General features: G+C 69.9%; 24 protein-coding genes and 1 tRNA gene. 15 read left to right on the plus strand and 10 right to left on the minus strand.

Annotated features, from left to right (window positions below; genetic code table 11):
* The first annotated feature begins 44 nt into the window (after window positions 1-44).
* From petC to cobM, 4 genes are read left to right on the plus strand one after another with little or no spacing between them, the layout of a single operon-like run.
* Window positions 45-593 carry a cytochrome b6-f complex iron-sulfur subunit gene (gene petC, locus CPCC7001_RS05870; protein WP_043368676.1) on the plus strand — a complete coding sequence of 183 codons (549 nt, stop codon included), beginning with the start codon at window positions 45-47 and terminating at the stop codon, window positions 591-593.
* A gap of 37 nt (window positions 594-630) precedes the next feature.
* Window positions 631-1,566: a cytochrome f gene (petA, locus tag CPCC7001_RS05875; protein ID WP_043368677.1), complete on the plus strand. Its 936-nt coding sequence runs from the start codon at window positions 631-633 to the stop codon at window positions 1,564-1,566.
* A gap of 13 nt (window positions 1,567-1,579) precedes the next feature.
* Window positions 1,580-2,437, plus strand: coding sequence for a prolipoprotein diacylglyceryl transferase (gene lgt / locus CPCC7001_RS05880; protein WP_006910020.1), 858 nt, complete (start codon window positions 1,580-1,582; stop codon window positions 2,435-2,437).
* 14 nt (window positions 2,438-2,451) lie between these two features.
* Complete coding sequence (gene cobM, locus CPCC7001_RS05885) at window positions 2,452-3,234, plus strand: precorrin-4 C(11)-methyltransferase (protein ID WP_043368679.1); 783 nt, start codon at window positions 2,452-2,454, stop codon at window positions 3,232-3,234.
* Here cobM and CPCC7001_RS05890 read toward each other — a convergent pair.
* Window positions 3,196-4,686 (minus strand): FAD-dependent oxidoreductase, encoded by a 1,491-nt coding sequence (locus tag CPCC7001_RS05890; protein ID WP_006910427.1) that lies wholly within the window; start codon window positions 4,684-4,686, stop codon window positions 3,196-3,198. The two genes, cobM and CPCC7001_RS05890, sit on opposite strands and share 39 nt — an antisense overlap.
* Before the next feature lie 166 nt (window positions 4,687-4,852).
* On the opposite strand from CPCC7001_RS05890, the gene CPCC7001_RS05895 reads away from it, so the two are divergent.
* Together CPCC7001_RS05895 and CPCC7001_RS05900 are read left to right on the plus strand one after the other, a co-directional pair.
* Window positions 4,853-4,924: transfer RNA gene (locus CPCC7001_RS05895), tRNA-Val, on the plus strand.
* 218 nt (window positions 4,925-5,142) lie between these two features.
* On the plus strand, window positions 5,143-5,982 hold the full coding sequence (locus CPCC7001_RS05900) for a helix-turn-helix domain-containing protein (RefSeq protein WP_006911003.1): 840 nt from the start codon (window positions 5,143-5,145) through the stop codon (window positions 5,980-5,982).
* Here the strand turns inward: CPCC7001_RS05900 and CPCC7001_RS05905 are convergent.
* On the minus strand, window positions 5,963-7,594 hold the full coding sequence (locus CPCC7001_RS05905) for a Ppx/GppA phosphatase family protein (RefSeq protein ID WP_006910334.1): 1,632 nt from the start codon (window positions 7,592-7,594) through the stop codon (window positions 5,963-5,965). The genes CPCC7001_RS05900 and CPCC7001_RS05905 overlap by 20 nt on opposite strands.
* Before the next feature lie 61 nt (window positions 7,595-7,655).
* Between CPCC7001_RS05905 and CPCC7001_RS05910 the strand changes: the two genes are divergently transcribed.
* On the plus strand, window positions 7,656-8,606 hold the full coding sequence (locus CPCC7001_RS05910; RefSeq protein ID WP_006910613.1) for a 4-hydroxybenzoate polyprenyltransferase: 951 nt from the start codon (window positions 7,656-7,658) through the stop codon (window positions 8,604-8,606).
* The gene (locus CPCC7001_RS05915) at window positions 8,603-9,535 is read left to right on the plus strand and encodes an LD-carboxypeptidase (RefSeq protein WP_006909595.1); all 933 of its coding nucleotides are present in this window, start codon (window positions 8,603-8,605) and stop codon (window positions 9,533-9,535) included. Before CPCC7001_RS05910 ends, CPCC7001_RS05915 begins: the two co-directional genes overlap by 4 nt.
* Here the strand turns inward: CPCC7001_RS05915 and ispD are convergent.
* Complete coding sequence (gene ispD / locus CPCC7001_RS05920; protein WP_006910257.1) at window positions 9,519-10,229, minus strand: 2-C-methyl-D-erythritol 4-phosphate cytidylyltransferase; 711 nt, start codon at window positions 10,227-10,229, stop codon at window positions 9,519-9,521. The two genes, CPCC7001_RS05915 and ispD, sit on opposite strands and share 17 nt — an antisense overlap.
* A 70-nt stretch (window positions 10,230-10,299) precedes the next feature.
* Here ispD and CPCC7001_RS05925 point away from each other — a divergent pair, with 70 nt between their 5' ends.
* Window positions 10,300-11,133, plus strand: a complete 834-nt coding sequence (locus CPCC7001_RS05925) for a glycosyltransferase family 9 protein (RefSeq protein WP_006911417.1) — start codon at window positions 10,300-10,302, stop codon at window positions 11,131-11,133.
* A gap of 52 nt (window positions 11,134-11,185) precedes the next feature.
* A complete protein-coding gene (fabG, locus tag CPCC7001_RS05930) occupies window positions 11,186-11,938 on the plus strand; it encodes a 3-oxoacyl-[acyl-carrier-protein] reductase (protein WP_006910893.1) in 753 nt (250 codons plus the stop codon).
* 56 nt (window positions 11,939-11,994) lie between these two features.
* Here fabG and CPCC7001_RS05935 read toward each other — a convergent pair whose 3' ends face one another.
* Window positions 11,995-12,234: a hypothetical protein gene (locus tag CPCC7001_RS05935; RefSeq protein WP_006909554.1), complete on the minus strand. Its 240-nt coding sequence runs from the start codon at window positions 12,232-12,234 to the stop codon at window positions 11,995-11,997.
* 137 nt (window positions 12,235-12,371) lie between these two features.
* On the opposite strand from CPCC7001_RS05935, the gene groL reads away from it, so the two are divergent.
* Window positions 12,372-14,027: a chaperonin GroEL gene (gene groL / locus CPCC7001_RS05940; RefSeq protein WP_006911651.1), complete on the plus strand. Its 1,656-nt coding sequence runs from the start codon at window positions 12,372-12,374 to the stop codon at window positions 14,025-14,027.
* Window positions 14,028-14,064: 37 nt separating this feature from the next.
* Here groL and CPCC7001_RS05945 read toward each other — a convergent pair whose 3' ends face one another.
* From CPCC7001_RS05945 to CPCC7001_RS05970, 6 genes are read right to left on the minus strand one after another with little or no spacing between them, the layout of a single operon-like run.
* Window positions 14,065-14,748 carry an N-acetylmannosamine-6-phosphate 2-epimerase gene (locus CPCC7001_RS05945; protein WP_006910101.1) on the minus strand — a complete coding sequence of 228 codons (684 nt, stop codon included), beginning with the start codon at window positions 14,746-14,748 and terminating at the stop codon, window positions 14,065-14,067.
* 2 nt (window positions 14,749-14,750) lie between these two features.
* On the minus strand, window positions 14,751-15,485 hold the full coding sequence (locus CPCC7001_RS05950) for a hypothetical protein (protein ID WP_006909749.1): 735 nt from the start codon (window positions 15,483-15,485) through the stop codon (window positions 14,751-14,753).
* 14 nt (window positions 15,486-15,499) lie between these two features.
* Window positions 15,500-16,378, minus strand: coding sequence for an ABC transporter permease (locus tag CPCC7001_RS05955; RefSeq protein ID WP_006910158.1), 879 nt, complete (start codon window positions 16,376-16,378; stop codon window positions 15,500-15,502).
* Between the two features lie 6 nt (window positions 16,379-16,384).
* Window positions 16,385-17,407, minus strand: coding sequence for an ABC transporter ATP-binding protein (locus CPCC7001_RS05960; protein WP_006909042.1), 1,023 nt, complete (start codon window positions 17,405-17,407; stop codon window positions 16,385-16,387).
* Window positions 17,408-17,446: 39 nt separating this feature from the next.
* Entirely contained in the window at window positions 17,447-18,406 is a 960-nt protein-coding gene (locus tag CPCC7001_RS05965) for a heme o synthase (RefSeq protein WP_006910328.1), read from the minus strand.
* A 3-nt stretch (window positions 18,407-18,409) separates the two neighbouring features.
* Window positions 18,410-19,507 (minus strand): heme A synthase, encoded by a 1,098-nt coding sequence (locus CPCC7001_RS05970; RefSeq protein ID WP_006909649.1) that lies wholly within the window; start codon window positions 19,505-19,507, stop codon window positions 18,410-18,412.
* Window positions 19,508-19,769: 262 nt separating this feature from the next.
* Here CPCC7001_RS05970 and CPCC7001_RS05975 point away from each other — a divergent pair, with 262 nt between their 5' ends.
* From CPCC7001_RS05975 to CPCC7001_RS05990, 4 genes are all read left to right on the plus strand, one after another.
* On the plus strand, window positions 19,770-20,600 hold the full coding sequence (locus CPCC7001_RS05975) for a cytochrome c oxidase subunit II (protein ID WP_369699343.1): 831 nt from the start codon (window positions 19,770-19,772) through the stop codon (window positions 20,598-20,600).
* 38 nt (window positions 20,601-20,638) lie between these two features.
* Window positions 20,639-22,261 carry a cytochrome c oxidase subunit I gene (gene ctaD / locus CPCC7001_RS05980; protein WP_006911298.1) on the plus strand — a complete coding sequence of 541 codons (1,623 nt, stop codon included), beginning with the start codon at window positions 20,639-20,641 and terminating at the stop codon, window positions 22,259-22,261.
* Window positions 22,258-22,875 carry a cytochrome c oxidase subunit 3 gene (locus tag CPCC7001_RS05985; RefSeq protein ID WP_006909918.1) on the plus strand — a complete coding sequence of 206 codons (618 nt, stop codon included), beginning with the start codon at window positions 22,258-22,260 and terminating at the stop codon, window positions 22,873-22,875. Before ctaD ends, CPCC7001_RS05985 begins: the two co-directional genes overlap by 4 nt.
* 167 nt (window positions 22,876-23,042) lie before the next feature.
* Window positions 23,043-23,495, plus strand: a complete 453-nt coding sequence (locus tag CPCC7001_RS05990) for an AbrB family transcriptional regulator (RefSeq protein WP_006910871.1) — start codon at window positions 23,043-23,045, stop codon at window positions 23,493-23,495.
* The last annotated feature ends 30 nt before the right edge of the window (window positions 23,496-23,525 follow it).

Here is a 23,525-nt window from a genome sequence, read left to right on the forward strand (position 1 = left end):
CTTAATGTGGCCGCCACGTTGCTGTGGCTTTCAGGCCGCCCCGTATGACCCAGATGCCAGCGAGCGCTTCGAGCGGTGATGTGCCCGGAATGGGTCGTCGGCAGTTCATGAACCTGCTGACCTTCGGGTCGGTCACCGGGGTGGCGCTGGGGGCGCTCTACCCGGTGGTGAACTACTTCATCCCGCCCAAGGCCGCTGGCAGTGGCGGCGGCACCGCCGCCAAGGACGAACTGGGCAATCCGGTGACGGCCAACGGCTGGCTGGGCAGCCACAAGGAGGGCGACCGCAGCCTCGTGCAGGGCCTCAAGGGCGACCCCACCTACCTGATCGTCGAGGGCGACGACGCCATCGGCAGCTACGGCATCAATGCCATCTGCACCCACCTGGGCTGCGTGGTGCCCTGGAACAGCGGCCAGAACAAGTTCATCTGCCCCTGCCACGGTTCCCAGTACGACGCCACTGGCAAGGTGGTGCGCGGCCCGGCGCCCCTCTCCCTGGCCCTGGCCCACGTGTCGGTCGAGAACGACAACGTGTTCCTGAGCCAGTGGACCGAAACCGACTTCCGCAACGGCGACAAGCCCTGGTGGGTCTGATCCGTTTTCCCTCTCCGCCCCTGTCGCCCCTCCTGTGATGCGCCGCCCCTTCTCCCTGCTGCTCGGCTCCCTGATCGGTTTCATCGTGCTGTTCGGGGCCGCAGCCCCGAGCTGGGCCTACCCCTTCTGGGCCCAGCAGAACTACGCCAGCCCCCGCGAAGCCACCGGCAAGATCGTCTGCGCCAACTGCCACCTGGCCAAGAAGGCCACCCGGGTGGAAGTGCCCCAGGCCGTGTTCCCCGACACGGTGTTCAAGGCGGTGGTGGAGATTCCCTACGACACCTCCGTGCAGCAGGTGTCCGGTGACGGCAGCGGCACCGGCCTCAACGTGGGCGCGGTGGTGATGCTGCCCGATGGCTTCACCCTGGCGCCGCAGGACCGGATGAGCGAGGAGCTCAAGGAGGAGACGGCCGGCATCTTCTATTCGCAGTATTCCGACGACCAGCCCAACATCCTGCTGGTGGGCCCCCTGCCCGGCGACCAGCACCAGGAGATCGTGTTCCCGGTGCTGGCTCCGGACCCGGCCACCGACAGCAGCATCCACTTCGGCAAGTACCAGCTCCACGTGGGTGGCAACCGCGGCCGCGGCCAGGTGTACCCCACCGGTGAGAAGTCCAACAACGCCGTCTTCACCGCCCCCGCTGCCGGCACCGTGTCCGCCATCACCCCCGCTGAGGGCGGTGGCACCGTGGTGGAGATCAGCACGGCCGATGGGTCCAGCGTCAGCGAAACCATTCCCGTAGGCCCCACCATCACCGCCGCCGTGGGTGATGAGGTGGCCGCCGGGGCCCCCCTCACCAACGACCCGAACGTGGGTGGCTTCGGTCAGCTCGATGCCGAAGTGGTGCTCCAGAACCCTGTGAGGATCTACGGCCTGCTCGCCTTCTTCGCGGCGATTGCCGTGGCCCAGATCTTCCTCGTGCTCAAGAAGCGTCAGGTCGAGAAGGTCCAGGCCGCCGAAGGCATCGTCTGAGCGTGCCTGTCCATTGAGCCTTCTCCTCACCTTCACCTCCCCCGGGCCCCTGGTGTTCCAGCTGGGCCCGCTCAGTCTGCGCTGGTATGGGCTGCTGATCGCCCTGGCGGTGCTGGCCGGCCTGATGCTGGCCACCCGTCTCGGCAAGGCCCGGGGGATCGATCCTGCCCTGATCGCCGATCTGCTGCCCCTGCTGGTGCTGGGCGCCGTGATCGGCGCCCGCCTCTACTACGTGCTGCTGGAATGGCGCCAGTACGCCGACAACTGGACCGATGCCCTGGCCATCTGGCGAGGGGGCATCGCCATCCACGGCGCCCTGATCGGTGGGGCCATCACCACCGTCCTCTATTGCCGCTGGCGGCGCCAGCGCTTCTGGCCCCTGCTGGATGTGCTCATGCCCGCCGTGGCCCTGGGCCAGGCGATCGGCCGCTGGGGCAACTTCTTCAATTCGGAAGCCTTCGGCCTGCCCACCCAGCTCCCCTGGAAGCTGCGGATCCCCCTGGCCAACCGTCCGGCCGAGTTCCTCGATCAGATGGATTTCCACCCCACCTTTCTCTACGAATCGCTCTGGAATGTGGGGGTGTGCGTGCTGTTGCTGGTGCTGTTTCGCCAGGGTCAGCGCGGACGGCTTTCGCTGCCGCCAGGCAGCCTGAGCTGCGTGTATCTGATGACCTACAGCGCGGGGCGGATCTGGATCGAGGGGCTGCGCATCGATCCCCTGTGCCTGTTCTCCGAGCCTCCGTTCTGTGAGGGCGGTCTGCGCATGGCCCAGGTGATCAGCCTGCTGCTGATTGCCCTGGGTGGTCTGGGTCTCTGGTGGCTCTACGGACGCCACCGCCCACTGCCTGACCCCAGTGGGGTCACCCCTTGATCCAGCAGGATCCCATGGTGAGGATCGTGGGTGCCGGCCCCGGCGCTGCCGATCTGCTCACCCTGCGGGCGCTGCGGGCCCTGGAGCAGGCCGAGGTGCTGGTGTGGACCGACTCGCTGGTGAGTCCCCAGGTCGCGGCCCTCGCCCCGGAGCCCTGTGAACGCATCCGCACCAGCAGCCTCACCCTGGAGGAGGTGATGGCGGTGGTGCTCGAGCGGGCCAAAGCGGGCAAACGGGTGGTGCGCCTCCACGATGGCGATCCCTGTCTCTACGGAGCCCTCAACGAACAGATCTGCCGCCTGGCCGACGCCGGTGTGGCGGTGGAGGTGGTGCCCGGGCTCAGCGCCTACCAGGCCGCGGCGGCCGCCCTGCAGCAGGAACTCACGATCCCAGGGCTGGTGCAGACCATCGTGCTCGGACGGGCGGGGGGGCGCACCGGTGTTCCCGAGCGGGAGTCCCTGGGCCGGCTGGCGGCCCTGCAGGCCTCCCTCTGCCTCTACCTCAGTGCCCGCCACGTGGAGGAGGTGCAGCAGGAGCTGCTGCTGCACTACCCTGCCGACACTCCCGTGGCGATCGGCTACCGGGTGAGCTGGCCCGACCAGTGGCTCGCGGTGGTGCCCCTCACCGCGATGGCCCGCACCAGCCGGGAACGGGGCCTGATCCGCACCACCCTCTATGTGGTGAGTCCGGCCCTTGCGGTGTCGCCACGCGGTCGGGGCGCTGAGGCGGGAGGCACCGAAGCCCGCTCGAAGCTCTACTCAGCCAGCCACTCCCACCTGTTCCGCGGCGGGGCCTGACCCCCCGACAGACTCAGGCCCGGCGCCGGCCTCGCCGTAGAGCTCCCGCTCCAGGCGTTCGCGGTGGAAGCGGCAACCCAGCCGCGCCACGATCTGCTCGAGATCACGGGCGGCATTGCCCAGGCAGCAGGTTCCCCCCGGCGAAGGGGTCACGTTGAACACCAGGCCCGGCTCGGCCTCGATGCTGGCCTCGCCGAGCAGGAGTCGGCGCTGCCGCTTGTCGATCAACTGGGGGCGTACGCCTCCGTAGCCCTCGGCGAAGCTCAGGTCCTCGAGCTGCATGCCCGGCACGATCTTGCGGGCATCGGCGAGGAAGAGGCGCCGGCGCAGCCACGGCACCTCGAACAGCAGGTTCTTGATGATGTAGTTGCGGATGTCGGCGATGCGCAGCAGCTGCCAGAACACCGCCAGCACGGCCCAGTCGAGCCGCAGCACCTTCAGGAACTCCCAGAACGAGGCGGGCCTGTAGCGCTCCAGCAGGGGCAGCAGCAGGGCCGTGGGTCCGAAGCGGGTCTTGCCGGGAGCCCGCACATCGGGATCCCCATGGATGGCGGCGAACGGCAGCCTGTCGTTCTGCACGGTGTACACCTTGCCCCGCAGCAGGTCGGGGGTGAAGTAGAAGCTGCCGGCCACCGGCAGACAGGAATACTCCAGGCCGTAGCCCATCGCCTGGGCCATCAGCAGGCTGTGGGCTCCGGCATTCACCACCACGTGTCGGGCCCACACCTCCCGGCGCCCCTGGGCCGTGGCGCCGGTGCAGCCGGGCGTGGGACTGAGGCTCACCCTGTAGCCCTCCCCCTCGCGTGTGATGCGGGTCACGGTGGTGCCCAGCTCGATCAACAGCTGCCGGTCGGTGGAGGCCACCGCGGCATGGGCCTGGTCGACGAACGACGCGGCGAGGGCCTCGTAGTCCACGGCGGTGTAAGTGCGACGGATGCCGATCGCCACCAGCTCCTCCTCCCGGGGCGTCCCATCCAGCAGGGCCACCTGGGGTTCCCACGCGGCGATGGCCTGCTTGTCGAGCAGCTCCATTGCCGGGAAGTGGGGGGAGAAGCGGGCGAAGCGCTCCCGCAGAACGGCGCATTCAGCGGGCCCCACGCCCAGCACCATCTTCGGGGTGCGGAACACGCAGCGCTCGCGGGTGGCCGGATCGAGCAGCTCGGCATAGCGCACGATCATCTCGGCGGTGCGCTTCACCCGGAGCGCCTTCTCCAGGGTGTAGTTGGTCTCGATGTCGCCGCAGTGAATGGTCTGGCTGTTGTTGGTGGCCCTGGAATTCACCCTGGCCAGGCTGTCGTAGCGCTCCACCAGCGCCACCCGTCCGAGGTCGGTGTAGCGGGCCAGCTCGAACAGCAGCGCGGTGCCGCAGACTCCGCCACCCACGACCAGCACGTCCAGGGGGTCGGCCGCGGCGGAGCTGCCGGCAGGCGAGGAGTCGGAGGCCGTGGTCACAGGGTCGATCGGGGTGCAGCGAGCACTGCAGCGCAGACTGCTGCCATGTTCGCCGATCGAATGACCGGGGTTGCGGCCAGAGGGTTCGCAGCCTGAGGTGTCGCGGCCGGCGGTGTTTTAAGCTCTGCTCCTGCCGGCGCCCGCGATGCGTGCTCGCCGGCCGATCGGGCGATTAGCACAGCGGTAGCGCACTTCCTTCACACGGAAGGGGTCACTGGTTCGAATCCAGTATCGCCCATCCCATTGGCTTCATCGGTTGCCCATCACGGCGCCAGCCCTCTCTGAGCGGTCTGGCGCCGAATCCGCAGCCCGAACGCCGCGTCCTGGGGCTCCCTTGCATCTCCAGGCCGGAGCTGCAACCCTTGGCGGTGCTGGCCTGCCTGATGGCAGCGTCCGGTTGGCCACCCCGTCAGCCGGTGCCTGCGTCCAACGCCAACCCCGGATCAGCTGGATCCCATGAGCGCAGACCCCAACCCCGATCTGCAGCGGCTGGGTGCCTGCCTGCACGAGGCGAGGCTGCGGGAAGGCATCAGCCTGGAGGATCTGGCCCAGCGGCTCCACATGGGCCGGGAACAGTTGCAGTCCCTCGAGCAGGCCGACACCGACGGGCTGCCCGAACCGGTGTTCGTGATCGCCCAGGCCCGGCGGGTGGCCTGCGCCCTCGGGGTGAACATCGACACCGAGATCCAGGCCCTGCGCCAGAACCGGGCCGCGGCGGTGGTGAAGCCGGTGGTGAAGCCCCTGGAGACGGGCGACACCCCGGCCGCCAGCAGCGCACCCGCGCCCCGGCGCCAGCCTGTCCTGCCCCACTCAAGCCATGCCCGCCCAGGGGCCCTCGCTCCTGGCCTGAAGCTGGTGGGGGTGCTCGCCCTGCTGGGGGCCGGCGCCCTGGCGGTGTGGCGCGTCGGTCCGGTGGCCCAGCAACGGCTTCAGCAGGCGGTCACCACGGCAGCGTCCATGGCCGAACCTGCGAGCGATCCCGCGGCGTCAGGATCGCCCGCACCGTCCTCCGGCTCGGCTCCCCCCCCTCCTGCCACACCCAGCGAGCCTCCGCAGCAGGCCGCCCTGGTGGTGAAGGCCGGCCAGCCGAGCTGGCTGGAGGTGCGCACATCCAGCGGCATCAGCCTCTTCCGCGGCACGTTTGTGGGGGAGCGGGTGTTCCCTTACCAGGGCGATCTGCTGGTGCTCGCCGGACGGCCCGATCTGGTGGAGGTGACCGCCCCGGGGCGTAGCTCGCGCCCGCTCGGCGACATCAACGATGTGGAGTGGCAGCGGTTCAAGGCTCCCGCACCCTGAGTTCCAGGCCGCTGGCCTCGGCCACCACCTCCGCGCAGGAGCGGAGACTCCAGCGCTCCAGCCCGAGATCAGGCACAGGCTCACCGGGCTCGACGGCGTGGGGCACCAGCTCCAGTTCCAGCACGCCGTCGTCGGGCTGATGCACCCGCAGGGCTCCGATCAGGCGGGCGGGGCGACGGTCCAGTGCCGCCGCCAGCCGCAGCAGCAGGGCCATGGAAAACACCGTGCGCCGTTGCTCCCGCTCCTCGATCAGCTGCCAGGACTCATGGCGTTTCTTGGGCAGGCTGCGGCGGTGATACCGGGCGATGGCCGCCACCATCAGGTGCTCCGCCTGGGAGTAACCGAGCAGCTCGCCATGCCGAATCAGGTACCAGGTGTGCTTGTGGTAGGCCGAGATGTTGATGCTCTTCCCGCAGGTGTGGAGCTGGGCCGCCGCCCAGAGCAGCGCCCGGCCCTCGCCGCCGTCGTGGTGCAGCATCCCCCGGGTCTGGTCGTAGAGGCTGAGGGCGTAGGCGGCGACGCGGTCGGCCCGCTCCCGGTCGATGCTGTAGCTCTGGGCCAGGTGCAGCACCGTGCGCTCGCGGATGCTTCTCTGGAACGAGAAGCGATCGCCCAGCAGCTGGTTGCGGAGCATCCAGTCCACGATCAGCCCTTCCCGCAGCGCCCGGTCGCACACGACCAGTTCCGGGCAATCCAGCAGATCCATGGCGGTCTGCAGAATCAGGGCCCCGGGCACGATGATCTCGGCACGGCGCTCGTTGATGGCGGACAGGCCCCGGCGCTGCTCCGGCGTCATCGCCAGCAGCCGCTCCACGAGCTGATCGAGCCGGGCCCGGGGCAGGCAGTAGCCCTGGAGTTTCAGCGGTGGCTTGGCATCCTCGGCAGCGGCCAGGGAGGCCATCGCCATGGCCGTGCCGCTGGTGCCCACCAGGCGCGGCTGTTCCCCGGGCTGCAGGGCCCGCTTCACCTCGGCCACGGCCGGATCCAGGGCGCCCTGGATGTAGGCCTGCAGGAAGCGGCGGCGCTCCGTGGGGAGCGGTTCCTGCTGGCAGAACTCCCGCTGCAACCGCACAGCCCCGATGCGGGTGCTGGTGAGCGCGCGGGCGTCCCGCCCGTCGCCGAGCACCAGTTCGGTGGAGCCGCCGCCGATGTCGAGGATCAGGTGGGGCTGCTCGCCGAAGCTCATGCCGGAGAGCACGCCCAGATAGATCAGGCGGGCCTCTTCCGGGCCACTCACCAGATCCACCGTGAGGCCGAGCTGGTCGTCGAGGGCCTGGAGGAAATCACGGCCGTTGGGGGCCTCCCGCACGGCGCTGGTGGCCGCCGTGACGATCTGCTCGACGCCATGGCTTTCGGCCAGGGCCTTGTCATGACGGAGGGTGCGGAAGGCCCGCTCGATCGAGGCAGGGCTCAGGTCCCCCGTCTCCGGGTCCCGCTCACCCAGGCGGGTGGTGGCCTTCTCGGCGAGCAGCACCGAGAAGCTGCGCAGGGCCTCATCCACCTCGGCGATCAGCAGGTGGATGGAATTGGTGCCGATGTCGATGGCAGCCACCCGGCGGCGATCGGTACGCGGGGCGGTGGACGACTCAGCCATCGAACTGGTGACAGCCATGGCGGGCTCAGTTTGGCACCGTGTCCTGCCGCCCTAGCGTTCGGCGCGGCGATGGGGAGGCATGGACGACGCCGCACGCGACAGGGGAGCGGCCAGCCGCACCGCCCGCAGGCTGCGGGCCTGGCTGGAGCTGGTGCGCTGGCACAAGCCCAGTGGCCGCCTGATCCTGCTCATCCCGGCCGGCTGGAGCCTCTGGCTGCTGCCCCAGGGCCCCCCTGACACGCCGCTGGTGCTGGCGGTGGTGATCGGTGGTCTGGCCGTGAGCGCGGCGGGATGCATCGCCAATGACCTGTGGGACCGGCGCATCGATCCCCAGGTGGAGCGCACCCGCCAGCGGCCGCTCGCCTCCGGCCGGGTGGGGGTGGCTGAGGCCGTGCTGCTGCTGCTGTTGGCCCTGCTGCTGGCCCTGGCGGTGGTGCTGTGGGGGCTGCCGGCAGCCAACCGGGGACTCTGTCTGCTGCTGGCGGTGGCGGCCCTGCCGCCCGTGCTGCTCTACCCCTCGGCCAAGCGCTGGTTCCCCTACCCCCAGCTGGTGCTGGCCGTGTGCTGGGGCTTCGCCGTGCTGATCCCCTGGGCAGCGGCCAGCGGTTCCCTGCAGGGCTGGCCCCTGGCCCTGGCCTGGCTGGCCACCCTGCTGTGGACCTTCGGTTTCGACACGGTGTACGCCATGGCCGACCGGGACGACGACCGCCGCATCGGCGTGCGCAGCAGTGCCCTCAGCCTGGAGGGCCGGGCACCGGCCGTGGTCACCGCCTGCTATGGCGGCACGGGCCTGTGCCTGGCGCTGGCGGCCCTGACTCTTCCCTCGGGGGCAGGCGCGCTCCACCCCCTGGGCTGGGCCCTGGGGGCGGTGGGCGCCCTCGGCATGGTGCGCGAAGGCCTCGCCCTGGACCGCGTGCCCGCCGGGGCCGACGGGTTCCTGTCCCGCGGGTTCTTCGGGCGCCACTTCAGCCGGCAGGTGTGGCTGGGGGCGCTGCTGCTGCTGGCGCTGGTGCTGGGACGGCTGCCATGAGTCCGGCACTGTCCTGGCCGCCGCCGCTGCACCACGGCGACAGGGTGGCCCTGGTGGCCGCCAGTTCGGCCCTGGTGGGTCCGGGGGTGGTGGAGCGGCTGGAGGCGGGAATCGCCGTGCTCGAGGCCTGGGGGCTGGAGGTGGAGCGGCGGGCGCTCGAACAGCGGAGCTGGGGCTACCTGGCGGGCCGTGATCAGGAGCGCGCCCAGGATCTGCTGCGGGCGGACCAGGTGGGCGCCGGATTGCTGGCCTGCCTGCGGGGCGGCTGGGGCGCGGCCCGGCTGCTGGAGCAGCCCCTTGCCCTGCAGGCCCGCTGGCTGCTGGGGTTCAGTGACGTCACCGCCCTGCTCTGGTCCCAGCTGGCTCAGGGGAAGGGTGGCGGCATCCATGGCCCGCTGCTGAGCACGCTGGCGGCCGAGCCGGCCTGGAGCCAGGAGCGGCTGCGGGCGCTGCTGTTCGGAGCGCCGGTGTCCGACCTGCAGGGGGTGGGCTGGCGGGACGGCGTGGCGGAAGGTCACTTGCTGGCGGCCAATCTCACGGTGGCCACCCATCTGCTGGGCACCCCCCATGTTCCGGAACTGCGCGGGGCCATCCTGGTGCTGGAGGACGTGGGCGAAGCTCCGTACCGGATCGACCGCATGCTCACCCAGTGGCGCCTGAGCGGCGCCCTGCGCGGGCTGGCCGGCATCGGCCTGGGCCGGTTCACAGGCTGCGGCGACCCCGAGGATCAGAGCGGCGACGCTGCCCGGGACGGCGACAGGGCCACCCGCTTCAGCGTGGAGGAGGTGCTGCGGGAGCGCACGGCCGATCTGGGGGTGCCGGTGCTGGCCGAGCTGCCGGTGGGCCATGCCGTGGGCAATGGGGCTCTTCCCCTGGGCCGGCGGGCACGGCTGGACGCCTCGGAGGGCCGGCTCACCCTTCTGGACTGAGGGCTTCGGCCGGCTGGCACCGGGCGGCCAGCACCGCCTCCGCCACGATCAGATCGAAGGGGGTGGTGAGCTTGATGTTGGAGGGCGGCGCCTCCAGCACCCGCACACTCCGGCCCAGCCGCTCGAACAGGGCGGCGTCATCGGTGACGCTCCAGCCCTCCCGTTCGGCCACGGCGTGGGCTGCCCGCAGATCGGCCACCGGAAACCCCTGGGGCGTCTGGGCTGCCCAGAGCGCCCGGCGATCCGGGGTCGCCTGGATCTCACCCTCTCCATCCACCTGCTTGATCGTGTCGGTCACGGGGGTGGCGGCGATCACGGCCGCCCCGAACGCCACGGCATCGGCACAGCGGGCCAGCAGATCCGGCTCCACCAGGCAGCGGGCCCCGTCATGGATCAGCACCCCCGTGGCCTGGGGGGGCAGGGCCGCGAGCCCGCGGCTCACCGACTCCTGACGGGTCTCGCCGCCGAGGATCCAGACCACCGGCCGGTCGGGGCGGGCGGAGGCCACGATCGCGGCGATGGCCGCCTCATCGACGGCCTGGCCCACGATGCCGATCCAGGTGATGGCCGGACAGGCCAGGGCCGCCTCCAGGGTCCAGGCGAGCACGGGTCGGCCCGCCACTGGGAGCAGCAGCTTGTTGCCGGCGGCACCCATGCGGCGGCCACTGCCGGCGGCGGCGATCAACAGATGCAAAGGCGTCTCCCCTGCCGGGGGCTCTCCAGGCTGGCTCCATACAATCAGGCCGCCGTGCCTGCCCCCTCCGATGCGCGCCCTGTTCCTGATCCCGGGCGACAGCAGCCGGCAGCTCCAGGCCTTCCCGGCCGTCGCCGCCCTGGCCGGGCGGCTGCAGGCCGAGATCCAGGTGGTGTGCCCCGCCGACAGCGTGGGGCTCTGGCGCCTCCACCCGGAGGTGAGCCGGGCCATCCCGTTCAACTGGGCCAGCGCCACCCTCGCCGACTGGGCCAATCTGCTGGGAACGGTGCGTGAGCCCGACTTCCAGCTCTGCTTCAACCGGGCCAGCGGCCGCCAGGTGGACCTGATGCTGGCGATGAGCCACATCCCCACCCGTGTGGCCACAGGAGGATTCTCCGCCACCGAGCGGGTGGAGGAACCGGAGGGCGTCTGGCCCTGCCAGGCCTGGGAGGCCTGGCTGAAGCCCATCGGCGTGGCCCTCGAGGCCCAGAGCTTCCGTCTGCCGGTGGCGCCGGCGGCCCTGCAGGAGGCGGTGGCGGCGCTGCCGGCAGGCGATGGCCCCCTGCTGCTCCAGGCGCCGGCCGGTGGCGCCGCCGACTGGCCGGCGGAACGCTGGCAGGAGCTGCCGGAGCTGATCCGCCGGCGCCTCACCACCGTGCGCAGCGCCCGCCTGGCCGAGGGCTCCTGGCTGCAGAAGGCCGCCGGCCTCGCCAGCGCCGATGTGGTGCTGGCCAGCGATCCCGCCAGCATCGACCTGGCCGTGCTGCTGGGGGTGCCCCTGGTGGCGCTGGGCCGTCCGGCCTGGCAACTGCCCAGCCGCGAGGGGGTGAAGGCCCTGGGCCAGGCCGGCCAGCTCGGCGATCTGGGAAGCGCCGACGTGCTCACGGCCCTGGGTCTCGGCTGAATCGGGGGCGTCCCCCCGTCGCCATACGATCGGCGCCAGTCGCCCCACCGCCATGGCCGTCGCCGCTCCCCTTGAAGGTCAGGTCGCGCTGGTCACCGGCGCCAGCCGGGGCATCGGTGCCGCCATCGCCCGGGAGCTGGGCGAAGCCGGGGCCACCGTGGTGGTGAATTACGCCAGCTCCCCGGAGGCGGCGGCCGCCGTGGTGGCGGCCATCGAAGCCGCCGGCGGCAAGGCCTGGTCCCACCAGGCGAATGTGGCCGATGAGGCCGAGGTGGACGCGATGGTGAAGGCCGTGCTGGAGCGGGAAGGCCAGCTCGATGTGCTCGTGAACAACGCCGGCATCACCCGCGACGGCCTGGTGATGCGCATGAAGACGGCCGACTGGCAGAGCGTGATCGACCTCAACCTCACGGGCGTGTTCCTCTGCACCCGCGCGGCCAGTCGCGCCATGCTCAAGGCCCGCCAGGGCCGCATCATCAACATCACCTCGGTTGTGGCTCTGTTCGGCAACGCCGGCCAGGCCAACTACAGCGCCGCCAAGGCCGGGGTGATCGGCCTCACCCGCAGCAACGCCGCCGAATTCGCCGGTCGGGGCGTCACGGTGAACGCGGTGGCACCCGGCTTCATCGAGAGCGACATGACCGCCGAGCTCGACAAGGAGCCGATCCTCAAGTCCATCCCCCTCGGCCGCATGGGACGTCCGGAGGAGGTGGCCGGAGCCGTGCGCTTCCTCGCCGCCGATCCCGCCGCGGCCTACATGACGGGCCAGGTGCTGCAGGTGGATGGCGGCATGGTGATGCGCTGAGCCGCGAGGCAGCAGGCACTAAGCACCAGGCACCAGGCCTGCGCACGGAGGCCCGGCTAGCTGCTGATCGGTTGGCCCAGCTCCTCCCGCAGGCGCCGGATCCGCTGCAGCAGCCGCAGGCGCCGGCTCCGCTCCGTGAGGGTGAAGTAGAGCCGCAGCGGCACGTAGATCAGGGCCATCAGCAGCCCCAGGGCCGTGACCAGCACGAACACCATGGCGCTGGGGGTGGAGCCGGAGTCCATGGCCAGGGCTTCGCCGGCCGCGGTGTCGAGGGCGGTGTGAAGCAGCTCTTCCAAAGCGCGTGCGCGGCTCCGGCTCCCTGACCAGACCCTACCGGCGCTGAGCTCCTGCGCCCAGGTGGATTCGGCTTTCCCCACCAGACCGGCCCCCCGGCCCCATGGGAATCTGAGTTTCCAAGCCCGTGCATTCTCCGATGGCCAAGCTGGTCAGCTTTTCCGACGCGTCCCGCGCCTCCCTCGAGAAGGGGGTGAACGCCCTCGCCGATGCCGTGAAGGTGACCATCGGCCCCAAGGGTCGCAATGTGGTGCTGGAGAAGAAGTTCGGGGCCCCCGACATCGTCAACGACGGCGTGACCATCGCCAAGGAGATCGAACTGGAGGATCCGTTCGAGAACCTCGGCGCCAAGCTGATGCAGCAGGTGGCCACCAAGACCAAGGACAAGGCCGGCGACGGCACCACCACCGCCACCGTGCTGGCCCAGGCCCTGGTGCGGGAGGGCCTGCGCAATGTGGCCGCCGGCGCCAGCCCGGTGACGCTCCGCCGCGGCATGGAGCGGGCCGCCGCCCAGGTGGTGGAGGGGATCGCCTCCCGATCCCAGGCCGTGGAAGGTGACGCCATCCGCCAGGTGGCGACGGTGAGTGCCGGCAACGATGAGGAGATCGGCCGCATGATCGCCGAGGCCATGGCCAAGGTCACCGCCGACGGGGTGATCACGGTGGAGGAGTCGAATTCCCTGGCCACCGAGCTGGAGATCACGGAGGGCATGGCCTTCGACCGGGGCTACAGCTCCCCCTATTTCGTCACCGACCAGGACCGCCGCGAGTGCGTGTTCGAGAACCCGCTGGTGCTGATCACCGACCGCAAGATCAGCGCCATCACCGACCTGGTGCCCGTGCTGGAGGCGGTGTCGCGCCATGGGCGGCCACTGCTGATCCTCGCCGAGGAGGTGGAGGGTGAGGCCCTGGCCACCCTGGTGGTGAACAAGAACCGCGGCGTGCTGCAGGTTGCCGCCGTGCGGGCGCCGTCCTTCGGGGATCGCCGCAAGGCCTACCTGCAGGACATCGCCATCCTCACCGGCGCCACCGTGATCAGCGAAGACCAGGCCATGACCCTGGAGAAGGCCGGTCTGCAGGATCTGGGCCAGGCCCGCCGCATCACGATCACCAAGGACAGCACCACGATCGTGGCCAGCGGTGATCACCAGGCGGCCGTGGCCGACCGGATCGCCGCCATCCGCCGCGAGCTCGACAACACCGATTCCGACTACGACCGCGAGAAGCTCATGGAGCGGATCGCCAAACTGGCCGGCGGTGTGGCGGTGATCAAGGTGGGAGCGCCCACCGAAACCGAGCTGCGCAACCGCAAGCTGCGCATCGAGGATGCCCTCAACGCCACCCGGGCCGCCGTGGAGGAGGGCATCGTGGCTGGAGGCGGCACCACCCTGCTGGAACTGGCCCAGGGACTCACCGATCTGGCGGCCCGCTGCCAGGGCGACGAGCGCACCGGCGTCGAGATCGTGCAGCGCGCCCTCGCCGAACCGGTGAAGCAGATCGCCGGCAATGCCGGCATCGACGGCGACGTGGTGAGTGCCCAGATCCTGCGGAGCGGCCAGGGCTTCAACGCCCAGACGGGTGCCTACGAAGACCTGATGGCCGCGGGCATCCTCGATGCCGCCAAGGTCACCCGCCTCGCCCTGCAGGATGCCGTGTCGATCGCCGCTCTGCTGATCACCACCGAGGCGGTGATCGCCGACAAGCCCGAACCTCCGGCTCCCCCCGCCGGCGGCGGCATGGACGGCATGGGTGGCATGGGCGGCATGGGCGGCATGGGGATGCCGGGAATGATGTGAGCGGCCGGCCGCCGACGCCGCTCCGGGCCGGCGCGGTTCAGTCCTGCAGGGCGCGGCCGTAGGCCGCCACCTGCAGGTCGATTCCCGTGATCGCGGTGCCCACCACCACCGCATCGGCACCACGCTGGCTCGCCTCGCGGGCCTGCTGCGGCGAGCTGATTCCCCCCTCGCAGATCAGGGGCACCTCGCCCGGCAGATCCCGCCGCAGCGGACCCAGCAGATCCCAGGCGGGAGGCTGGCAGCCGGCGGTCGCCTCGGTGTAGCCATAGAGCGTCGTTCCCACCCAGGCGCAACCCAGGCGGGCCGCCTGCAGCCCCTCGTCCACCGAGGCCACGTCGGCCATCAGCGGAGCCCCGAGATCCTGGGTGGCTCGCTCGATCAGCTCGGCCAGCGGTACTCCCCCCGGCCGCGGGCGGGTGGTGGCGTCGAGGGCGACCACGTCGGCCCCTGCGGCCCAGACCGCCTGGATGTCCTCCCAGGTGGGGGTGATGTACACCGAGCAGCCGGCGTGGCTGCGCTTCCACAAGCCCACGATCAGGGCCTCGGGGCAACGGCGCCGCACCGCTCCGATGTGCTCGGGACTCTCCAGCCTCACCCCGCGGGCCCCCTGGAGCAGGCTGGCCTCGGCCATGGCCGCAATCACGTCAGGCTGCCGCAGCGGGGAACCCTCGGGCGCCTGCACGGAGACGATCAGGCCACGGGGCCATGGGGCCTGGATCACGCTCAGCTCGCCTCCGGCAGGGCGTCGTCATGCAGCCAGGAGCGCAGGCGCGCCAGGGAGGCCGGGGCCGGGGCCGGCCTCGACCTGGGGGCGCCCTCGGGCGGCCAGCTGGCTTTCAGGCGGGGAATCAGGGCCTCGGGTTGGGGGAAGTCCGGCGGGACAGGAGCAGGCTCGGGGCGGGAATCGGCATCGGCATCGGCAACGGCGTCGGCATCTGCTTCGTAGTCGGCGTCTGCGGCGGCGTCTGCGGCAGCGGCGGTGTCGGGCTCCGAGGGGGACGCCTGCACCTGGCTGATGACGGCGGCGAGAGCCTGCTGTTCGCGGGCCACGTCGTCGAGCCAGGTGGGATCCAGCGAAGCGGCGGCGGCCGGCTCGGGCTGCTCCATGACGACGGGTTCCAGCTGGATGCCGGGCCATGCCCAGGGATCCGCGGCGGGGGTCGTCGCTTCCGTCGCCGGGGCGGCCTCGAGGACACCTCTGGCCAGCCCGTCGTCCAGGGCCTCCGGACGGTCCAGCTCCACCCGCACCAGGGAAGCAAGCCAGAGAGCGGCCTCCAGGCCCTGGCTCTGCGCCAGCCGTGAAGCCAGCAGAGTGTGGAAGGTGGCGATGCCGCGGCGATGGATGTACCGCTCGGCCAGTCGGAGTGCCTGACCGCCGTCCCGCTCCGCCACCGCCGCCAGCAGGCGCGCCTCCGGATCTGGGCGGTCGGGGGCGGGGAAGCGGGGCGGACGGGGCACGGTGACCGGAGGGATCAGGTGAGCTTGCGATCCAGCAGCGGCCGGATCAGGGCGAACAGGCCGATCGCCAGAACGGCCAGCACACCCAGGCAGTGACCCGCGGTGAGATCTCCGTAGGGAGCCTCGAGCACGGTGGCCGAGAGCGTGAGGTGGCCGGCGTAGGCGGCGCGGATCGGTTCTATGGCGAAGGTAAGGGGATTCAGGGCCGCGAGCCAGCCCAGCCAGGCCGGCATGAACGCCAGCGGAGCCAGGGCCGTGCTGGCGAACAGGAGCGGCAGATTGGCCACGAAGATCACCGCGATCAGCTCGATGTGCCCCGGCAGGGCAAAGGCCAGGCCCAGACTCAGCGCCGTGACGGCGAACACCAGCAGCAGCAGGGTGAGCAGCACCAGGGCCAGGCCCGAACCCCCGGGCCAGCCGTAGCCCAGCAGGGCGGCCGTGACCATGATCGCCACGCTCTGCACCAGGCTCAGGGCCGTGATGTAGAGCACGGAGGCCAGCACGATCGAACTGCGGGAACGCAGGGGAGCCACCAGCAGCCGGTTCAGAAAGCCGAATTCCCGGTCGAACATCACCGGCAGGCCGGCATTGAGGGCACCACTGAAGGCGGTGAACACGATCACGCCCGCGCCCAGGAAGCGGCCGTAGCTCATGCCGTCCGGCAGCAGCCCGGCAGGCGCCTTGGCGAACAGGGCACCGAACAGGATCAGCCAGATCAGGGGCTGCAGCACTCCGGCGATGAGGGTGGAGGGGCGGCGCTGCAGCTGCACGAACAGCCGGCGGGTGAGGGCCAGCGTCTCCTGGCTGATCTCAGCCAGGGCCGAAGCTTCGGGAGGTGTCGCGTCCGCGCCGGTACGGGCGGAGGAGGACACGGCGGGGGAGGCGGAGGTCATCGGGGATCAGCGCATGCTCTGTTTGCGTTCGGCCTTGGCATCGCGGCTGCCGGCCACGGCCAGCTCCGCGTCCATCAAGGTGCGGCCTGTGGCCTGGAGGTAGACATCATCGAGGCTGGGGCGGCTCTGGGCGAGGGCGAAGACCGGAAGATCGGCCTCCGCCAGCTGCTGCCGCAACCGCTCCACCACCGATAGATCATCCACCACCAGGTTGAGGGAATAGCCCTGGGCGCGGTTCACCACCACCTGGCGCACCCCCTGGCAGGCGCTCAGCAGGGTCTGCACCTGGCTCGCTTCCTCGGCATCGCTGAACTCCCGCACCCGCAGGGTGACGCGGTCGCCGCCGAGCGCATCCTTGAGTTCGGAGGGGGTTCCCTCCGCGATCACCCGACCACGCTCGAGAATCGCCAGGCGATCCGCCAGAGCATCCACCTCCTCGAGGTAGTGGCTGCTCAGCACCACCGTGGTGCCACCGTCCCGCAGCCGCCGCAGCACCGCCCAGATGGCCGCCCGGCTCTCGATGTCCAGCCCCACCGTGGGCTCGTCCAGCACCAGCACCCGGGGGGAATGAAGCAGCCCGGAGGCCAGGTCGAGCCGGCGACGCATCCCGCCCGAGTAGGAGCCGCAGCGTCTGTCGATCCAGTCGGCCATGCCCAGCAGGCCGATCAGCTCCTCGATGCGCTCATCCCTGCCGGCACGCTGCAGGTGATAGAGGTCACCCTGCAGCCGGAGCAGCTCCCGGCCCGTGAGGATCTTGTCGATCGCCACCTCCTGGGCCACATAGCCCAGCAGGCGCCGTACCTGCCGCGGGGAGCGGAGGGCATCGACGCCGGACACCTCGACGCTGCCCCGATCCGGTGCGAGCAGGGTGCAGAGGATGCGCAGGGCCGTGGTCTTGCCGGCGCCGTTGGGCCCGAGCAGGCCGTAGAGGGTGCCCTCTGGAACCGAGAGGCTGAGGCCGTTGAGGGCCTGCACGTGCTTGCCGCCGCTGCTGTAGGTCTTGTGCAGCTCCCGGATCGCGATCACCACCTCCCCACTCCCATGGCCATGGCAGCCCTGTTCCGCTGATCAGCCGCCCAATGTAGGCAGCATCCCCAACGGCATGGAGAGGGCGTCGGCCTGGGGCAGACGGGCCAGCAGCAGCAGCAGGCTGATCCCGAAGAGGTAAAGGATCGACCAACGGAACAGGGACCGGGCGCAGCCGGGATCCTCCGGCCGGGCCACCAGGGCCTGCACGAGCTGCAGCAGTCGGCCGTTGAAGGGAAGCACCAGCAGCCCGTAGAGCAGACCGCCACTGGGAAGCATCCAAACGCCGCCCAAACTCAGCACCACGGTGATCCAGGCATAGGTGCGGATGGCACGGGCGGTCACGGACACCCCCTTCACCACGGGGAGCATGGGGATGCCCACCGAGCGGTAGTCGTCCCTGAGCAGCAGGGCCAGGGCCCAGAAGTGGGCGGGGGTCCACACCATCACGAGGGCGAACAGCCACCAGCTCGACAGGGACAGCCCCCCACTGGCCGCCGCGGCCCCCACCAGGGGAGGAATCGCTCCGGCCACACCCCCGATCACGATGTTCTGGGGTGTGCGGGGCTTGAGCAGGGCGGTGTAGAGCAGCACGTAACTGCAGAGACCCAGCAGCGCCAGGCTGGCCGCCAGGGCGTTGACCCCCACCACCAGCACGCCCACGGCCGCGAGCGTGAGGGCCACGGCCATGGCGAAGGCCTGCTGCTGGGCCAGGCGGCCGGAGGGGAGCGCGCGGCGGCTGGTGCGCTGCATGCGTCCGTCCAGATCCTGCTCCCAGAGGCAGTTCAGCACCCCGGCTGCCGCCGAGGCCAGCGCGCCACCCACCAGGGTGCAGGCGATCACCGGAGCGGTGATGCCCCCGCCGGTGATGGCCATCCCGGCCAGGGTGGTGGCCAGCAGCAGGGGGATCAGGCGGGGCTTGGCCACCTCGAGCCAGGCCGGCAGCGCCACGGAGCGGGGGACCGTCGGTCGGGCCACCGGCAGGGCGGTGAGACTCACCATGGTTCAGCTCCGAATGGGAAGGACAGCGGCAGGCCCGGGGGCCGGCAGGGAGGGCGCCGACGGCGCCAGGGAGAGACCGAACTGGCCGGCCAGCAGGGCCACCAGCAGGGCGGCGCCCAACTGGTGGGCGATGGTGACCGCGGGCACGGTGAGACCCAGCCGCAGGGTGACAACGCCCAGGGCGATCTGGAGCACCACCAGGGCGCCGGCGGCCACGGCCAGGGCCCGCCCAGACCGGCTCTGGCCCGGCAGCACGATCCCCAAGGGGGCCAGGAGCAGCAGGGAGGCACCGGCGCCGCTGGCGAGGCGCCGGTGCAGGGCCAGCAGGTTGCAGCCCTGCCCCGAAGCCAGACACTGCTCGGCCGCCCAGTGGCTGGCCATCCAGCCGCCGAGCAGGCACTGGGCCATCACAAGGGCCAGCGCCAGCAGCAGGGCCAGCCGCCACAACCGCCGCCAAAACCTTTGCCCGATCGGGACAAGCTCAAGCTTGCCGGCAGGGCTGCCGGGAAGGTCTCCCTGTCGGATGGTGTGAGGGCTGGGGTGACGGCCCGCCTGACGGCGCAGGATCTGATGGACAGCACTGATCAGAGCCAGCAGGGTGAGGGCCGCGGCGAGATGGGCCGTCACCAGACTGGAGGCCAGCAGCCGGGTCACCGTGAGGGCCCCGAGGCCGCCCTGCACCGCCACCAGGGCCAGGGCCCCGCAGGCGATCCAGGGCAGCCAGTGCGGCAGGCGACGGCGCCCCAGCACGCTGGCCGCGGCCATCACCAGCAGGGCCATGCCCACCACGAAGGCATCGAGGCGGTGAAACCACTCCAGAAACACCTGCAGGTTCATCTGTCGGCCCGGCAGCAGGGCGCCGTAACACAGGGGCCAATCGGGACAGGCCAGGCCGGCCTGCATGACCCGGGTGGCACCGCCGATCACCACCAGGATCACCAGGGCCACCACCAGGTGACCGCTGAGACGGGAGATCCGGCCCAGCAGGGCGCCGTCCTCGGAGCCTGAATCAGGACCCGAACCGGGCGGTGGGGACGCAGGACGGGTGCTGGCGGCCAGGGGCGCACGAGGGCGTGGGGATGGCCAGAGGCCTGCTCGCATCGGGCCGGAAGTCCCAGGGTGGCTGCACGGTAGCGATGGCGGCTGGGGCCATGGATGAGGATTCGCTCACATCCGGAATTCGCAACATTCACGCCGTCTGTATCAACCGCAGGCGCAACGATTGGTTGATCCGGCTCATCAGCCACCAAGCTGCGACGATTCCTCGCAATTGCCTGGCCCTGCCCATAGGCTGATCGGAAGTAGTTCCAGATCTGTGCAGATCCGCGCTGCCCTCACCACGGCACTGGCCACCACAGGGCTTGTGGGAACAGGGCTTCTTGTGGGAACGCGGGTGAACCTGCTGCCGGTGGAAGCCAGCAGCAACGCCTCCACCTATGACTCACTTTTTAAGGTTTTATTCAGCATTGGCACGATGCTCTTTCTGGGCATCCTGATCGTGGTGGTCTACAGCCTGGTGCGCTTCCGCCGCCCCGTGGGTGACAGTGGTGATGGCCCGGCGATTGAAGGCAACCTCCCCCTCGAAATCGTCTGGACAGCGATACCGGCGGTCGTGATCTTGTTTGTTGGTATCTACAGCTACGACATCTACGAGCGCATGGGCGGCATGGCACCGCTGATGGATCACACCACCATGCATGAGGCCGCAATGCATGAGGCTGCCATGCATCACTCCGCCATGCCCGCCTCGGCCGCACCGGACAGCCAGGCCGGCGAGCGGATCTGGGGTGGCATCGGCCCAGCCGCCGCCGCGGATCGGAACGGCGGAGCCGCAGCCGCCTCCCTGCCGGTGGACGTGACCGCGATGCAGTTCGCCTTCATCTTCCACTATCCAGAGGGTGACATCACCAGCGGTGAGCTGCATGTGCCCCTGGGGCAGCCCGTGGAGCTGCGGATGCAGGCCCGCGACGTGATCCATGCCTTCTGGGTTCCCCAGTTCCGGCTGAAGCAGGACGTGATCCCCGGGCAGACCACCCGCCTCTCCTTCACGGCCACCCGCGCCGGCACCTACCCGATCGTCTGCGCCGAACTCTGCGGCGCGTATCACGGAGGCATGCGCTCCAACGTGGTGGTGCATGAACCGGAGGCCTTCGAGGCCTGGCGGCTGCAGAACGCTCCAGCCACCACCACCTGACTGCTGTCCCCGCTCGCCGCCACCGCCACCCCCGATCCATGACCCTTGCCAGTCCGAGTCCTTTCCCCGAGGGCCTGCAGCCCACAGGCTGGCTGCGCTACTTCAGCTTCAGCCTCGATCACAAGGTGATCGGGCTTCAGTATCTGGTCTGCGGTTTTCTCTTCTATCTGGTCGGAGGCCTGCTGGCCGGTGTGATCCGCACCGAGCTGGTCAGTCCGATGGCCGATTTCGTCAGCCGCGACACCTACAACGAAGTGCTCACCCTGCACGGCACGGTGATGATCTTCCTGTGGATCGTGCCCGTGGTCAACGGAGGCTTCGGCAATTATCTGATCCCCTTCTACGTGGGGGCCCGTGACATGGCCTTTCCGCGCCTCAACGCGGTGGCCTTCTGGATGATCCCTCCCGCGGGCATCCTGCTGATCAGCAGCTATTTCCTCGCCGGTGCCGCGGCCCAGTCCGGCTGGACGGCCTATCCGCCCCTGAGCCTCACCACCCCGGCCGCCGGCCAGGTGGTGTGGATCCTCAGCGTGCTGCTGCTGGGAGGCAGCTCCATCTTCGGGGCCGTGAACTTCATCGCCACGGTGCTGAAGCTCAGAAGGCCTGGCCTCAAGCTGATGCAGTTGCCGATGTACTGCTGGGCCATGCTCGGCACCAGCCTGCTGGTGGTGCTCTCCACCCCGGTGCTGGCGGGGGTGCTGATCCTGCTGAGCTTCGACATCATCGCCCACACGGGCTTCTTCAATCCCTCCATGGGGGGCAACGTGGTGGTGTACCAGCACCTGTTCTGGTTCTATTCCCATCCGGCCGTCTACATCATGGTGCTGCCGGCCTTCGGACTGGTGAGCGAGATCCTGCCGGTGCATGCCCGCAAGCCTCTCTTCGGCTACACCACGATGGTGTATTCGATCATGGCCATCGTGTTCCTAGGCCTGATCGTGTGGGCCCACCACATGTTCACCAGCGGCACACCCCCCTGGATGCGCCTGTTCTTCACGATTGCCACCTCCTTCATCGCCGTACCCACGGGCATCAAGTTCTTCAACTGGATCGCCACGCTGTGGGGAGGCAAGATCGCTCTGAACTCGGCGATGCTGTTCTCGTGCGGCTTCATCCTCAACTTCGTGTTCGGAGGCATCACCGGCATCACCCTGGCCCAGGTGCCATTCGACATCCACGTGCATGACACCTACTACGTGGTGGGGCATTTCCACTACATCGTCTACGGAGGCACGGTGTTCGTGATCTTTGCCTCCCTGTATCACTGGTATCCCAAATTCACCGGGAGGATGCTGAACGAAGATCTGGGCCGGCTCCACTTCGTGCTCACCCTGATCGGCTTTCAGCTGTGCTTCCTTCCCCAGCACTGGCTGGGGCTCAACGGCATGCCCCGTCGGGTGGCGGAATACGACCCGGCCTTCACCACCCTCAACCAGGTGAGCAGCGTGGGGGCGCTGATCATGGCGATCAGCACCGTTCCCCTGTTGATCAATGTGGTGCTCACCGCCATCCGGGGACCTCTGGCCGGCGACAATCCCTGGAACGCCCTCACCCCCGAATGGCTCACCAGCTCCCCGCCGCCGGTGGAGAACTGGGTGGGTGAAGCCCCCCTCGTCACCGAGCCCTACGGCTACGGCACCGCAGCGAAGACCCAGCCATGACGCTCACCAACTCCTCCGAAACCGCCCTCGAGGCCACGCTGCAACCAGCGGCTGCCGAGCATGCCAGCGATCATCACGCCGACCTGCGCATGTTCGGCCTCACCACCTTCCTGGTGGCCGATGGCATGACCTTCGCAGGCTTCTTCGCCGCTTACCTCACCTTCCGCGCGGTCAATCCCCTGCCGGAAGGCAACAACTACGAGCTGGAGCTGCTGCTCCCAACGATCAACACAGTGCTGCTGCTGGTGAGCAGTTTCACCTTCCACCGCGCCGGTCGCGAGATCCGGGCCGACCGGCCGAAGGCCTGCCGCAACTGGCTTCTGCTCACGGCGGCCCTGGGGGCCACCTTCCTGGCCGGCCAGATGGTGGAGTACTTCAGCCTGCCGTTCGGCCTCACGGAACACCTGTTCGCCAGCACCTTCTATGCCCTCACCGGCTTCCATGGCCTGCACGTGACCCTCGGTGTGATCTGCATCGCGATCGTGGCCCTGCAGTGCAGGAGCGGCGGCAGGATCACCGCGGCGAACCACTTCGGTCTGGAGGCTGCCGAGCTCTACTGGCACTTCGTGGATGGCATCTGGGTGGTGCTGTACGGCCTGCTCTACGTCCTCTGAACCTGAGGTGCCCAACCGAGTGGCCCGAGCGAGGTACCAGACCAGGGGCTTCGAATGGCCTGCCCAGTTGCTTGCCGACAGCCCGGCGCCCTGTGCACAATCGCAGTATCGATGTGTTCCGCGGATCTCCTGCCATGGCTCCCAGTAGTGGAGGCGGTCCCGGCGGGATGCTGGAAGGCCAGGCCCTGCTCGACAAGGCCCGGGCCCTCAGCAACCAGCCGGAGGACCAGATCGCACGGGCCTGTGGGTATGTGGGCCCCAGCGGCAGGGTGCTGCGCAAGAGCTTCTACCGGGCCCTGGTGGCCGCCAAGGGCTACCCGATGCCGGAGGCCGCCGCCGGGCGCAGCGATCGGGGCGGTGGTCCGGGGAAGGGTCGCCAGGCCGAGTTCCGCACGCGGGTGCATGGCAACGGCAACCTGTTGATCGGCCACGCCTACACCCGCCGCCTAGGCCTGGAACCGGGCCAGGAATTCCGGATCGAGCTGCGGCGTGAGACCGGCTCGATCTGGCTCCTCCCCCTGGAGGAGTCCGGCGACCAGGATTCCGGTGTCCCTGACGCCGAGAACGAGAACGACTCAACCACCGTGGAGCGCCCCGCAGACGGGCACTCCGCCGGCTAGCCGTCCCCCGCGCTCAGCCAGCTCCTGGCG

This window comes from Cyanobium sp. PCC 7001 (assembly GCF_000155635.1).
Taxonomy (GTDB): Bacteria; Cyanobacteriota; Cyanobacteriia; order PCC-6307; family Cyanobiaceae; genus NIES-981.